The sequence below is a fragment of the Rhizobium sp. ZK1 genome (genome assembly GCF_047782645.1).
Taxonomy (GTDB): Bacteria; Pseudomonadota; Alphaproteobacteria; order Rhizobiales; family Rhizobiaceae; genus Rhizobium.
This window is the reverse complement of sequence record NZ_CP180586.1, coordinates 2,776,827-2,789,384: the sequence shown is the minus strand read 5'-3', so window position 1 is coordinate 2,789,384 and position 12,558 is coordinate 2,776,827. Positions and strand designations below refer to the sequence as shown.

The following is a 12,558-nucleotide window of genomic DNA, read 5'->3' as shown; positions in this document are numbered from 1 at the left end:
GCAGGATGCGGCGGCTAAGAGGTGAATAAGGCCGTTTCGCGATCCCATCGCCATTTATGAACGACCAATGCTTTTATTCAAGGGCAGCCTTGCATTACCAACAAGGCGAATGCACCGGCTTTGCAAGATTCCGTCATCTCACTGAAACTTTCTTGCGTATTCCGTGGCTTTATATAGAAGCTGCCCGCGGGGAATTAAAGAAAGGCCTGAGCGTGGTTCGCGCTGAACTTGACGTCATCGACATAAAGATATTGCGAGAACTGCAGGCAGACGGCCGCATGACCAATGTGGAGCTTGCCGATCGGGTGGGAATATCGGCGCCGCCCTGCCTGCGTCGTGTGCGCAAGCTCGAAGAGGCCGGCGTCATTGAAGGTTATCACGCGATGCTGAACAGCCCGAAGCTCGGGCTCGATCTCGTCGCCTTCTGCATGGTCGGCCTCAAGCACCAGTCAGAAGCCAATCTAAAGGCCTTTGCCGCGGCCACCACTGAATGGCCGCTGGTGCGTCAGGCCTGGATGGTGTCCGGCGACAGCGATTTCCTGCTGCATTGCGTCGCTCAGAACCTTACCTGCTTCCAGGACTTCGTCATTGAAGTACTGACGGCCAACGAGCATGTCGATACCGTTCGCACCATGCTGACGATCCGGCAGGTGAAGAAGCTCGGGCTGGTAGAACTGTAATCTAGCCGCGCCAGGCCCTGCTGAGCCAGTCGGTATTGCCGATGCGGCGATACCAGTGCTGGCCGCCGCCTTCAAAAACCTCGCTCATTTTCGGACTGCCGGCAAAGACCACGATCTTGGCCTCCGGCGGCAGCTCGGGATCGCGCCAGAAGCTCTTGAAATGGCGCGGCACGCAGGCGTTCTTGAAGCTTACGCACCATTCGCGCGGCCAGTACTGCAGGTGTCCATGTGCTTGCAGCTGCGCGCTCTGAAATTGCTGGGAGATCTCGTATTTCGCCATGGCCGCCACCGGATCGGCGGTATAGGTGTCGAGAATATAGGGGTGGGCGCCGATCTCATAGCGAAAGACCGAACTGTTGCCGACCGAGGCCAGGAACTTGTCGCGGGCAGGGTTGATCCTGCGCAGCGGTTTTGCCTGGAAGAGATCATCGTCGCGGATGATGAGGAATTGCCCCGGGTGCTGAAAGAGCGGTTCCAGATCATCGACGATGACGAGGTCGAGATCGAGGAAGAGGGCGATGCCTTTGAGATCGGCAAGCTCACGGCGGAAGAGCCCAAGCTTCTGCCAGCGGCGGTCCCTGGAGCCGGAAGGCAGACCGAGCTCGGGCAGAGGGAAGGTTTCGATACCCTCCTCGAGGCCTACCGTGTCGTCGGTGAAGCAGACAAAGCGATGCGGGCGCCTCAGGTGTCGTTTGACGCCGCGGTAGAGATTGTTGACGTATTCGGCGCCGTAGAGCGTCCCCCATTTCATACAAAGCACGTTGACCAGGTTTTCGTTGTCGTTTGCGGTCGACATCTACGTGTCCCTACCTCCCTGATATATCCGTTGCCATGGTCTGACGAACGACTTACGCGCCGAGAAGTTGCTGGTAAATCCGGTTGATCGCCGTCGCTTCCTTTTCCAGTGCGAAATTTTCCCGCACGTGCCGGAGAGCCGTCTCGCCCTGTGCGATGGCGAGCGCAGGATCGGTAAGATAGGTGACGATGGCTGCCGTCAGCGCCTCGCCATCGCCGGGGGGCACGATGATGCCGTTTTCGCCGGGCACGATCATTTCGGCATAGGCACCGGCGTCAGATGCCACGACTGCCGTTTTCGAAGCCATCGCCTCCAGCGGTGTCAGGCCGAAGCCTTCATTGCGGGAGGGGGCGATGTAAAGCGTCAAGCGGCGATACCAGACCTTGATATCTGGCACCTCGCCGATGAAGACGATGCGGTCAGTCAGACCGGCTGCGGCGATATCGGCCTTCAGCTTGTCGGCGAATGCCGTGTGCTCCGGCGTGACGCGGCCGGAAATAACAGCCGTCCAGTCCGGATGCTGCGGCAGAAGTGTGATCATCGCCTGAACGAAAAGGTCGGTGCCCTTCTGATGGCGCACGCGGCCGAAGCAGCCGACGAGGTAGCGGCCGGGCAGGCCGGTGGCAGTGATCGTATCGTCAGGCCCTTCAGGCGGGTGGAAGAGGGTAAGATCGATGCCGTGCTGGATGACCGTGTGCGGCACCTTGAGGAAGGAGCCGGAACGGCTGCTGGTGGCGATCACCGCATCCATTCGGCGGATCAGCCAACGCGTATAGGAAGTATGGCGGCGTTGGGCGGCCGAGGTGAAGACGAGCTTCAGCGGCACGCGCAGCACGTGGCGCATGAGGATGCCTGCCGCCATCTCATTGTTGCGGCGCGCGTGCCAGATGCGGCGGCGCCGGCCGGCCGGCGGACGCCAGAGGCCGGCAAGCTGCGGCCATTTCAAACGGGGAAGTTCCGGCGGCAGGCCGGGGCCGAGTGCGGCGATCCTGATCCCCAGCCGGATCTGGCAGGGGATGAGCTGGACGATTGTCGACGTGACGCCGGAGAGCCGGCGTTTCAGGTTGGGCGCGATGATCTCGACGTCGCTGATATCCGGCACTGGCTGCTCTTGCTGAGAGAGGCGAAGGCGATCAGCCCCAGGAAACGGAAAGGATTTCGTAGGCTTTCGAACCGCCGGGCGCATTGACTTCGATGGAATCGCCGACTTCCTTGCCGATCAGCGCGCGGGCGATCGGGGAGGAGATGGAGATGCGGCCCTGCTTCACGTCGGCTTCCTGATCGCCGACGATCTGGTAGGTCTTTTCCTCTTCAGTGTCCTCGTCGATGAGCTTCACCTTGGCGCCGAACTTGATCTTGTCGCCCGACATCTTGGAGAGGTCGATGATTTCGGCACGCGCCGTCAGGTCTTCGAGCTCGGTAATGCGGCCTTCATTGTGGCTCTGCGCTTCCTTGGCAGCATGGTACTCGGCATTTTCGGAGAGGTCGCCATGGGCGCGCGCTTCCGCAATTGCCTCGATGATTCGCGGGCGCTCCTCCTGCTGACGCCAGCGCAGTTCTTCCTGCAGCTTGACGAAACCACCCTGTGTCATCGGTACCTTATCAACCATTTTTTCGTCCTTCTCTCCCCGCATCCGCAGTTCGCGCAGACACAAAAGAAAACAGGTCCCGAAGGGGAACTTCGGAACCGTGTTACAAACCTAGTTCGTTGCTTATAGCAGATCGGCACGCGCAATTTCCATAAAATTCGTATCGGCGCTTTTTATGATCAGCAGAAGTGCCTGCTTTTGAAGGGAAGTTGCAGGGAGGCTCATTGCTCGGTCTTGATTTTGCCACCGTGAACATTTAGTGAACAAGATGATGAAGAAGTCGCTTAAAGAACGGTTGGCGATCCTCTCCGATGCCGCCAAATATGATGCATCCTGCGCCTCCAGCGGCACGGTCAAACGGGATTCGTCTGCCTCCGGTGGGCTCGGCTCGACCGAAGGCTCAGGCATCTGCCATGCTTATGCGCCGGATGGACGATGCATTTCGCTGCTCAAAATCCTGCTCACCAATTTCTGCATCTACGATTGCGCCTATTGCATCAACCGCTCGTCCAGCAATGTCGAGCGCGCCCGCTTCACGCCGGAGGAAGTCGTCTGGCTGACGCTGGAATTCTATCGGCGCAACTATATCGAGGGCCTGTTCCTCTCCTCGGGCATTATCCGCTCTTCCGACCATACGATGGAGGAGATGGTACGCATCGTGCGCGAACTGCGCGCCACGCATCATTTTCGCGGCTATATCCACCTGAAATCCATTCCGGAGGCGTCTCCACATCTGATCGAGGAGGCGGGGCTCTATGCCGATCGCCTGTCGCTCAATATCGAGCTGCCGACCGATAGCGGTATCAGCCGTTTTGCGCCGGAGAAAAAGCCCGCCAGCATCCGCCGCTCGATGGGCGATCTCAGGCTGAAGATCGAAGCGGCAGAAGAGCCGACGCTGCAGACCAAGCGGCGCAAGCGCTTCGTGCCGGCCGGCCAGAGCACGCAGATGATCGTCGGCGCTGACGGCGCCAATGATGCGACCATCCTGTCGACCAGCGGTCAGCTTTACAGCAGCTATGGTCTCAAACGTGTCTATTATTCAGCCTTCAGCCCGATCCCTGACAGTTCAAAAAACCTGCCGCTCATCAAGCCGCCGCTGATGCGCGAGCATCGGCTCTATCAGGCGGATTGGCTCTATCGCTTTTATGGTTTCGGCATCGACGAGATTACCTCGGCGCAGCAGGGCGGCATGCTGGATCTTAATCTCGATCCCAAGCTTGCCTGGGCGCTCGGCCATCGCGAAAACTTCCCTGTCGATATCAATCGCGCCGATCGCGAGAAGCTCCTGCGCGTACCGGGGCTCGGTACCAAAACGGTGAAGGCTATCCTAACTGAGAGGCGGCAGCGCCGGTTGCGGCTTGAGGATCTGCCGCAGCTTGGGGTCTCCCTTCGCAAGGTGCAGGCCTTCATCACTGCCGAAGGCTGGACGCCGCGTCGCCTTGTCGATCGGCCGGACCTGCGCGCCATGTTCGAACCGCAACCCGAACAATTGTCGCTGCTATGATGCGCCGCGTCGTTCTGGAGGCCAGGGGGGATTTCGAGGAATGGCGCAAGGCCGCCCGCGCCCTTGCCGCGGCCGGAATTCTGCCTGACGAAATCGACTGGCAGGAAAAGAGCAGCGAGCCGGGCTTTGCTTTCCAGCGCGATGCCTTGCCGCCCGATCCTCCCGCCGACGCCAGGCCGATGAGCGTTCCGCCGGCCTTCATGGCGTTGGCCGAGGTAGTGATCTGTCATAGCGATGCCAAGCGCTTTTCGCTGCTTTACAGTCTGCTCTGGCGGCTGCTGGAAAATCGGAATCTGCTGGATCTGGCATCCGACGAAGAGGTCTCGCGTCTTCGGCTGATGCAGAAGAGCGTGCATCGCGACGCTCACAAGATGACGGCCTTCGTGCGCTTCAAGGAAGTGGCGGCACCTGCCGGGGAGCGGCGGAAATTCATCGCCTGGTTTGAGCCGGATCACTACATCGTCGCGCGCAAGGCGCCCTTTTTCCAGCGCCGCTTCACCGACATGGACTGGCTGATCGCAACGCCGAAGGGATCGGCCGCCTGGGATGGCGAGCGGCTGACGACGAGCAACGTACCTTGCGAGAAGCCTGACATCAGCGACGCGACCGACGATCTCTGGCGCACTTATTATGCCAGCATCTTCAACCCAGCGCGGTTGAAGGTGAAGGCCATGCAGGCCGAGATGCCGAAAAAATACTGGAAGAACCTGCCGGAAGCCGATCTCATCCCCGGCCTGATCGCCGATGCGGAAGCCAAGGTGCTTGCCATGGCCGAGCGTGAGGCGACGATGCCGCTTCCCTACCACAACCGCATAAAGGAGGCATCTGCCCGCGTGCCGGCTCCGGAAATGGCGCCGGCCGGAACGCTTAATGCATTGCGCGAGGAGGCCGCTGTCTGCAGCCGCTGTCCGCTGCATGCCAGGGCGACGCAGACCATCTTCGGCGAGGGACCAGATAATGCCGAGATCATGGTCGTCGCCGAGCAGCCGGGCGATCAGGAAGATCTTGCCGGCCGTCCCTTTATCGGCCCGGCCGGAAAGGTTTTCGATGATGCGATTGCGCAGGCTGGCATCGATCGATCGCGGCTTTATGTCACCAATGCCGTCAAGCACTTCAAGTACGCGCCGCGCGGCAAGCGCCGCATTCACCAGAAGCCCAATTTGGGGGAAGTGCAGCAATGCCGCTGGTGGCTGAAGCTTGAACTCGATCTCGTCAAGCCGAGGCTGATCGTGGCGATGGGTGCGACCGCCTTCTATTCGCTCACCGGGGAGAAGCAGAAGCTGGGGGATGTCCGCGGTCGGCCGATCGCCATGGAGGAGGGACGCCTGCTTTTTGTGACGGTGCATCCTTCCTATCTGCTGCGAATTCCGGACGAAGACAGGAAGGCGCATGAGCTTGCTCGTTTCCGGCAAGACATGAATCAGATCAAGGCTCTGGCTGCCTGAGTACTGAATTCGATTCAGGAAACGAAGACCGGATTTTTCGGCAGGTTCGGCGGATTATATCCGGTTACCATGCGCACCCTCACGGATTCATGCAGGTTTGCGCCATCGGGGATGAAACGCCTGTCTTCGCGGGGCAGATAAATGCCCCTTCTGTCGCCGCGCTTGCGCCAGGAGTTTTCCGGCACGCGCCGCGGAATATATTCAAGCAGTTTCCAGCCTGCGCTCATTGAGTCATGCAGCGGTGCGGCCGCATTGAGCTCGACATAGTACTTGTCGCTCTTGCCAAGGACGATGTTGTTGATCGTACGCGAAACGTAGAGCAGGCCCGCAGGCGCGGTTTCGCGGATCATCCAGTCAAGCGGTATCTTGATCTGGGCGCTCTCAGCCTCCGGGTAACCGCCGCCGATATCGCCGTGGACACCGGCAAACCAGACCTCCTTGAAATCCTGCTTTGCGGTCGTGGATTTGAAGGGATTGCCGCGATAGTCCTGATCCGGCGTCCACACTTCCGGTTGGAACATCGTTCTTCGCTCGTCGATCGCCATTGCGTGGCGCACAAATTCGACGCTGGGATTCTTTCGGGTGAAAGGATGCGTCTTGAACTGAATGCGCCCTTTGCCCTTTTCGATGACCGAAGCAACCGTATCGAAGAGACCGAGCAGCTTGATAGGCGGGCGGTCGTTACGCAGCATGCGCTCATAGAGCCGCATGCTCTTGAAGGCCGATGAGGGATCTCCGCTATCGGCGCACTGCTCCTGTTCGGGAATGCCCTTGTAAGTTCTGTAGGCGTAATCGAGCAGGTTCAGGTGATATCTGCTGCACAGCCCAAAGGCATGGATGAAACCTGCAAGAACTCGGGCAGTATAGGCGCCGCGGCTGAAACCGAAAATATAGATGCGATCTCGGTCGGGATGGCCTCCATGATCGTCGGGCGTGCCGGCATCGTAATTTTCGACAAGGAAGCGGTAGGCGCCTTTGACGTTTTCATCGAGACCCCAACCAGTGGCAAGGCCCCAGACCTCGATAGACTTGCGGTAGAAGGGCGACCAGGCATCTGCTGCACCCAGCGTGCCGACGCCGGGGTCGTAGTAGACGATCTGTTCGTCGGAGCGCTTCAGCGTTCCGAACAGACGCAAAATATTGGTGCGGTCTGCAGTTATCTCGTTCGACGTGCCGTCGAACAGAATGACGATGTTCTTCGACATGCTGCTCCCCCGATACTGCCGGGGAGCAGGCTAACATCAACTATCCATGTCTGCAATTTGGGGTCGCAGTTTTGGTGGGCCGAGGAGGCGAAGGCGAAGAGGCGATGCCTCTTCGCGGGATCAGAAGTAGCTCTGCAGCGGACGGACTTCGAGATTGCCGGCCTTGAGCGCCTTGATGGCCTGGGCGGCGGCTTCGGCGCCGGCCATCGTTGTATAGTAAGGCACCTTCTGCATCAGCGTGGCGCGGCGCAGTGACTTCGAATCCGAGATCGCCTTGTTGCCGTCAGTCGTGTTGATCACGAGCTGGACCTGGCGGTTGCGGATGGCGTCCTCAATATGCGGACGTCCCTCAAGAACCTTGTTGATTTTGGTCGCTTCGATACCGTTTTCGCCGAGGAAACGGGCGGTTCCGCCGGTTGCCAGCACCTTGAAGCCCTGTTCCACCAGGATGCGGATCGCCGGCAGGACGCGCGGCTTGTCAGCGTCGCGCACGGATACGAAGACGGTGCCTTCACGCGGCAGTTCGACACCGGCGCCGAGCTGCGACTTGGCAAAGGCCAGTGCAAAATCGCTGTCGAGGCCGATGACTTCGCCGGTGGAGCGCATTTCCGGTCCGAGCAGCGTATCGACGCCGGGGAAGCGGGCGAAGGGGAAGACGGCTTCCTTGACGGCAATGTGCTTCAGCGCACGCGGATCGGGCTTCTCGCCATAGGCTGCGAAGGTCGCATCCAGCTTCTCACCGGCCATGACACGGGCGGCGATCTTGGCGATCGGCGCGCCGATGGTCTTAGCGACGAAGGGGACGGTACGCGAGGCGCGCGGGTTGACTTCGAGAACGTAGACCGTGTCGTCCTTGATGGCGAACTGCACGTTCATTAGGCCGCCGACATTCAGCGCTTTCGCCATCGCCTTGGCCTGGCGTTCCAGCTCGTCGAGCATTTCGCGGGAGAGCGTGCGGGGTGGCAGCGAGCAGGCGCTATCGCCCGAATGGATGCCGGCTTCCTCGATATGTTCCATGATTCCGGCGACGTAGACGTCCGTGCCGTCGGACAGGCAGTCGACATCCACTTCGATGGCGTGGCTGAGATAGCTGTCGAACAGCAGCGGGTTCTTGCCGAGCAGGGTGTTGATCTGGCCGGTCTTGTCGTTCGGGTAACGCGCCTTGATATCTTCGGGCACCAGTTCCGGAACGGTATCGAGCAAATAGGTCTGGAGCTGGCCTTCGGAATGCAGGATCTGCATGGCGCGACCGCCGAGCACGTAGGACGGGCGAACGACCAGCGGGAAGCCGATTTCAGCCGCGACGAGACGGGCCTGCTCGACAGAGTAGGCGATGCCGTTGTTCGGCTGGTTGAGATCGAGCTTCATCAGCAGCTTCTGGAAGCGGTCGCGGTCTTCAGCGAGGTCGATCATATCGGGCGCGGTGCCGAGGATCGGGATGCCGTTCTTTTCCAAGGCTTCTGCAAGCTTCAGCGGTGTCTGGCCGCCAAACTGGACGATGACGCCGACGACTTCGCCCTTTTCCTGCTCTGCGCGCAGGATTTCGATCACATCTTCGGCCGTCAGTGGCTCGAAATAGAGGCGATCTGACGTGTCGTAGTCGGTCGAGACCGTTTCCGGGTTGCAGTTGATCATGATCGCTTCATAGCCGGCATCCTTCAGCGCGAAGGCGGCGTGGCAGCAGCAATAGTCGAACTCAATGCCCTGGCCGATACGGTTCGGGCCGCCGCCGAGGATGACGACCTTCTTGCGGTCGGACACGAGAGCTTCAGAGCGCGCAGTGCCGACGAAGGGTGTCTCGTAGGTGGAGTACATATAAGCGGTCGGCGAGGCGAATTCGGCAGCGCAGGTATCGATACGCTTGAAGACCGGGCGGACGTTCAGGCCGTTGCGAAGCTCGGCCACTTCCTTCGGGCGCTTGCCGGTCAGTGTGGCAAGGCGGGCGTCGGAGAAGCCCATGGCCTTCAGCATGCGCAGATTGGTGGCATCGTCAGGTAGGCCGTGCTCGCGGATGCGGGCTTCCATATCGACGATGTTCTTGAGCTGGGCGATGAACCACGGATCGATCTTGCAGCCTTCGTGCACCTCTTCGATGCTGAGGCCCATGCGCAGTGCCTGGGCGACCATGCGCAGGCGATCCGGGGTCGGCGTGCCAATTGCGGCGCGGATGGCGTTGTGGCTGGATTCGCCTTCCTCGGAGTCGGGGATTTCGATTTCATCGAGGCCGGTCAGGCCGGTTTCGAGGCCGCGCAGCGCTTTCTGCAGCGATTCGGCGAAGGTGCGACCGATCGCCATGACTTCGCCGACCGACTTCATGGCCGTGGTCAGCACCGGCGAGGCGCCGGGGAATTTCTCAAAGGCGAAGCGCGGGATCTTGGTGACGACATAGTCGATCGACGGTTCGAACGACGCCGGCGTCGCGCCGCCGGTAATGTCGTTTTCGAGTTCGTCGAGCGTATAGCCGATCGCAAGCTTGGCGGCGATCTTGGCGATCGGGAAGCCGGTGGCCTTCGAAGCCAGTGCAGACGAGCGCGACACGCGCGGGTTCATTTCGATGACGACGAGGCGGCCGTCCTTCGGGTTGACGGCGAACTGCACGTTCGAGCCGCCGGTCTCGACGCCGATCTCGCGCAGCACCGCGATCGAGGCGTTGCGCATGATCTGGTATTCCTTGTCCGTCAGCGTCAGCGCCGGGGCAACGGTGATCGAGTCGCCGGTATGGACACCCATCGGATCGATGTTTTCGATGGAGCAGATGATGATGCAGTTATCCGCCTTGTCGCGGACGACCTCCATCTCATATTCCTTCCAGCCGAGAACGGATTCTTCGACGAGCACTTCGGTGGTCGGCGAGGCATCGAGGCCGCCGCCGACGATCTCGAAGAATTCCGAGCGGTTATAGGCAATGCCGCCGCCGGTGCCGCCGAGCGTGAAGGACGGGCGGATGATGGCCGGCAGGCCGACATGGTCGAGCGCCTGGGCGGCGATCGCCATCGCATGGCTCATGTAGCGCTGCTTGCGGTCGCTCTCGCCGAGGTTCCACTGGTTTTCGAGTTCGTCGAGCGCCTTGTCGAGGTCGGCGCCGGAGAGGCTTTCGCGCAGCTTGGCGCGTTCGGCCTCATGCGTCTTGCGGTCGGTATCTTTGATGTCGGTGGCGTTTGCCAGCATCGAGCGCGGGGTTTCGAGGCCGATCTTGGCCATCGCCTCGCGGAAGAGGGCGCGGTCTTCGGCCTTGTCGATCGCGGCAGGCTTGGCGCCGATCATCTCGACATTGTAGCGGTCGAGCACGCCCATGCGCTTCAAGGAGAGGGCGGTATTCAGCGCCGTCTGGCCGCCCATGGTCGGCAGCAGCGCGTCCGGGCGCTCCTTGGCGATGATCTTGGCGACGACTTCAGGGGTGATCGGCTCGACATAGGTTGCATCGGCCAAACCCGGATCGGTCATGATCGTCGCCGGGTTGGAATTGACGAGGATGACGCGGTAGCCTTCCTCCTTCAGCGCCTTGCAGGCCTGGGTGCCGGAATAGTCGAATTCGCAAGCCTGGCCAATGACGATCGGTCCCGCGCCGATGATGAGGATCGATTTGATGTCTTGGCGCTTCGGCATGGGCAATATCCATTGTCTGGCTGCGCAAAAAGCCGGCCAGGGTGGGAGGTCACCGGGTCGGGTCGCGCATTGAGGGTCTTTTCAGGCTAGAAGCGGCTTATAGGCAAATGTTTTTGCAAACGGAACCCCACAAATTACGGAATCGACAGGAATTCGAGACTCGGCAAACGGGATGGCCGATTCCACTGTCCAATCATTGTCTGGCTTTCGGCTCCCATCCACGAATTCCCGCCTCTGGGACTGGAATCGTTGTCAAGAGCCAGCGATCCGGGGCGCGCCAGCTGATTTCGTAAAAGGAGTGATTAAACTTTCCCTCTTCCTGCCATTCGCGCATCAGTGACGCAGGTGACCAGTAGCCGTGATCGTCGTATGAAAATGCAATGCCTGCGAGGGCTAACCGGATCATTTTCTCACTCAGTTCGGCATTGAGATCCATTCGAACGCTTCTCTCTGCGAACGTCAAATCCGATGCGGGAATGCTTATCTGCGGCGTCCCAGCTATTTCGATCGTGTCTCGCGAGATACCGGAGACATAGGCAGGCGCGACTTCGCCTGGATTGCCATACCTGATTTCAAGCGGCAACTTTCTTCCCAAGTAGTACATTGATGCCTCATCGCCCGCAAAAGCTGATCGGTTGCTTGGAACAAGACAGAGGGGATGGCAAGCCTGCAGCCTCAAGTATTCGGAGTGACAAGCGTGCGAATCTCCCCGCCAAGGGCCGGATTGGCGATCGCTTCGGGGGCCTGTTCGAGCGGGATCCGGCGTGAAATCAGCGGTTCAACCTTGATCGCACCTGAGGCGATAAGATCGGCGGCGCGCTGATGTGTGAACGGGTTGAGGAAGGAGTTGACGAGGTTCACTTCGCGAAACAGGAGGTCGAAGGGTTCGATCTCCACCTTCGCGCCTTGCGGCATGACGCCGAGGATGATGGCAGTGCCGCCGCGTCTTGCGAGTTTCGGCGCCTGCCTCATGGTTTCGGCCACGCCGGCGCATTCGAAGACGATGTCGGCGCCGCCGGGCAGCAAGCCGCCATCGTCGGTAATGCCGGTCACGGCATCGGTCCGTGACGGATCGAAGCTAGCGGTTGCGCCGAGTGTTTCGGCGAGCGCACGTTTGTCAGCATTGCGGGTGACGAGGAGAACGCGGGTTGCACCGGCTAACCGGGCAAGCTGCACGGTGAGCAGGCCGGTCACGCCGCCGCCGAGCACGATGACCGAGGCCCCGTTCCTGATATTGGCGAGATCGACGCCATGCAGGCAGCAGGCGAGCGGTTCGCAGAAGGCACCATGCAGCGGATCGAGACCTGACGGCAACGCAAAGGCCTGTTTCAGCGGCAGGATGACGTAGTCGGCAAAGCCGCCGTCTCTATGGATGCCGATTGCCTGCAGGTTGCGGCAGAGATTGACGCGGCCATTGTGGCATTCCGCGCAGCAGCCGCAGGCAATATTGGGATCGCCGGTTACGCGCATGCCGGGCTCAAAGCCGGTGATATCGGGGCCAACCGCCTCGATGATGCCGGCGAATTCGTGGCCGAGGGTGACTGGCGGATGGGACGGAAACTCGCCAAGGAAAAGATGGCGGTCGGTGCCGCAGATGCCGCAGGCTTCTATGCGCACGAGCAATTCACCCGGCCCGGGGGCGGGTTTATCGACTTCGCGCATGACCAGCTTTCCAGTCGCTTCCAGGCGCACGGCTCTCATCGGCATTCTCCTCCTGATCTCCTCTCCAGCAG

10 protein-coding genes are annotated in these 12,558 nt (G+C 60.4%); 3 read left to right on the top strand and 7 right to left on the bottom strand.

Annotation, left to right across the window (positions count from 1 at the left end; all coding sequences use genetic code 11):
- Positions 1-212: 212 nt before the first annotated feature.
- Positions 213-680 (top strand): Lrp/AsnC family transcriptional regulator, encoded by a 468-nt coding sequence (locus ACK9YZ_RS14385; RefSeq protein WP_416064270.1) that lies wholly within the window; start codon positions 213-215, stop codon positions 678-680.
- Between the two features lies 1 nt (position 681).
- Here the strand turns inward: ACK9YZ_RS14385 and ACK9YZ_RS14380 are convergent, their stop codons facing one another.
- From ACK9YZ_RS14380 to greA, 3 genes are read right to left on the bottom strand one after another with little or no spacing between them, the layout of a single operon-like run.
- Positions 682-1,476, bottom strand: a complete 795-nt coding sequence (locus ACK9YZ_RS14380) for a hypothetical protein (RefSeq protein WP_416064269.1) — start codon at positions 1,474-1,476, stop codon at positions 682-684.
- Positions 1,477-1,528: 52 nt separating this feature from the next.
- Positions 1,529-2,578, bottom strand: coding sequence for a glycosyltransferase family 4 protein (locus ACK9YZ_RS14375; RefSeq protein WP_416064268.1), 1,050 nt, complete (start codon positions 2,576-2,578; stop codon positions 1,529-1,531).
- A 31-nt stretch (positions 2,579-2,609) separates the two neighbouring features.
- Complete coding sequence (gene greA / locus ACK9YZ_RS14370; protein ID WP_183731439.1) at positions 2,610-3,086, bottom strand: transcription elongation factor GreA; 477 nt, start codon at positions 3,084-3,086, stop codon at positions 2,610-2,612.
- A gap of 250 nt (positions 3,087-3,336) precedes the next feature.
- Between greA and ACK9YZ_RS14365 the strand changes: the two genes are divergently transcribed.
- Positions 3,337-4,569 (top strand): putative DNA modification/repair radical SAM protein, encoded by a 1,233-nt coding sequence (locus tag ACK9YZ_RS14365; protein ID WP_416066744.1) that lies wholly within the window; start codon positions 3,337-3,339, stop codon positions 4,567-4,569.
- A complete protein-coding gene (locus tag ACK9YZ_RS14360; protein ID WP_416066743.1) occupies positions 4,569-6,014 on the top strand; it encodes a UdgX family uracil-DNA binding protein in 1,446 nt (481 codons plus the stop codon). The genes ACK9YZ_RS14365 and ACK9YZ_RS14360 overlap by 1 nt, the downstream gene beginning before the upstream one ends.
- 14 nt (positions 6,015-6,028) lie before the next feature.
- On the opposite strand, the gene ACK9YZ_RS14355 is transcribed toward ACK9YZ_RS14360, so the two are convergent.
- From ACK9YZ_RS14355 to ACK9YZ_RS14340, 4 genes are all read right to left on the bottom strand, one after another.
- Entirely contained in the window at positions 6,029-7,219 is a 1,191-nt protein-coding gene (locus ACK9YZ_RS14355; protein WP_416064267.1) for a T6SS phospholipase effector Tle1-like catalytic domain-containing protein, read from the bottom strand.
- Between the two features lie 120 nt (positions 7,220-7,339).
- A complete protein-coding gene (gene carB / locus ACK9YZ_RS14350; protein ID WP_416064266.1) occupies positions 7,340-10,825 on the bottom strand; it encodes a carbamoyl-phosphate synthase large subunit in 3,486 nt (1,161 codons plus the stop codon).
- A gap of 193 nt (positions 10,826-11,018) precedes the next feature.
- Positions 11,019-11,429 carry a hypothetical protein gene (locus ACK9YZ_RS14345; RefSeq protein ID WP_416064265.1) on the bottom strand — a complete coding sequence of 137 codons (411 nt, stop codon included), beginning with the start codon at positions 11,427-11,429 and terminating at the stop codon, positions 11,019-11,021.
- 71 nt (positions 11,430-11,500) lie between these two features.
- On the bottom strand, positions 11,501-12,526 hold the full coding sequence (locus ACK9YZ_RS14340) for a zinc-dependent alcohol dehydrogenase family protein (RefSeq protein ID WP_416064264.1): 1,026 nt from the start codon (positions 12,524-12,526) through the stop codon (positions 11,501-11,503).
- Between the last annotated feature and the right edge of the window lie 32 nt (positions 12,527-12,558).

What these genes read in the sequence shown, in the direction of transcription:
- ACK9YZ_RS14380 (WP_416064269.1), bottom strand. Translation starts at nt 1,476, where the DNA reads ATGTCGACCGCAAACGACAACGAAAACCTGGTCAACGTGCTTTGTATG.
- greA (WP_183731439.1), bottom strand. Translation starts at nt 3,086, where the DNA reads ATGGTTGATAAGGTACCGATGACACAGGGTGGTTTCGTCAAGCTGCAG.
- ACK9YZ_RS14365 (WP_416066744.1), top strand. Translation starts at nt 3,337, where the DNA reads ATGAAGAAGTCGCTTAAAGAACGGTTGGCGATCCTCTCCGATGCCGCC.
- ACK9YZ_RS14360 (WP_416066743.1), top strand. Translation starts at nt 4,569, where the DNA reads ATGCGCCGCGTCGTTCTGGAGGCCAGGGGGGATTTCGAGGAATGGCGC.
- ACK9YZ_RS14355 (WP_416064267.1), bottom strand. Translation starts at nt 7,219, where the DNA reads ATGTCGAAGAACATCGTCATTCTGTTCGACGGCACGTCGAACGAGATA.
- carB (WP_416064266.1), bottom strand. Translation starts at nt 10,825, where the DNA reads ATGCCGAAGCGCCAAGACATCAAATCGATCCTCATCATCGGCGCGGGA.
- ACK9YZ_RS14345 (WP_416064265.1), bottom strand. Translation starts at nt 11,429, where the DNA reads ATGTACTACTTGGGAAGAAAGTTGCCGCTTGAAATCAGGTATGGCAAT.
- ACK9YZ_RS14340 (WP_416064264.1), bottom strand. Translation starts at nt 12,526, where the DNA reads ATGAGAGCCGTGCGCCTGGAAGCGACTGGAAAGCTGGTCATGCGCGAA.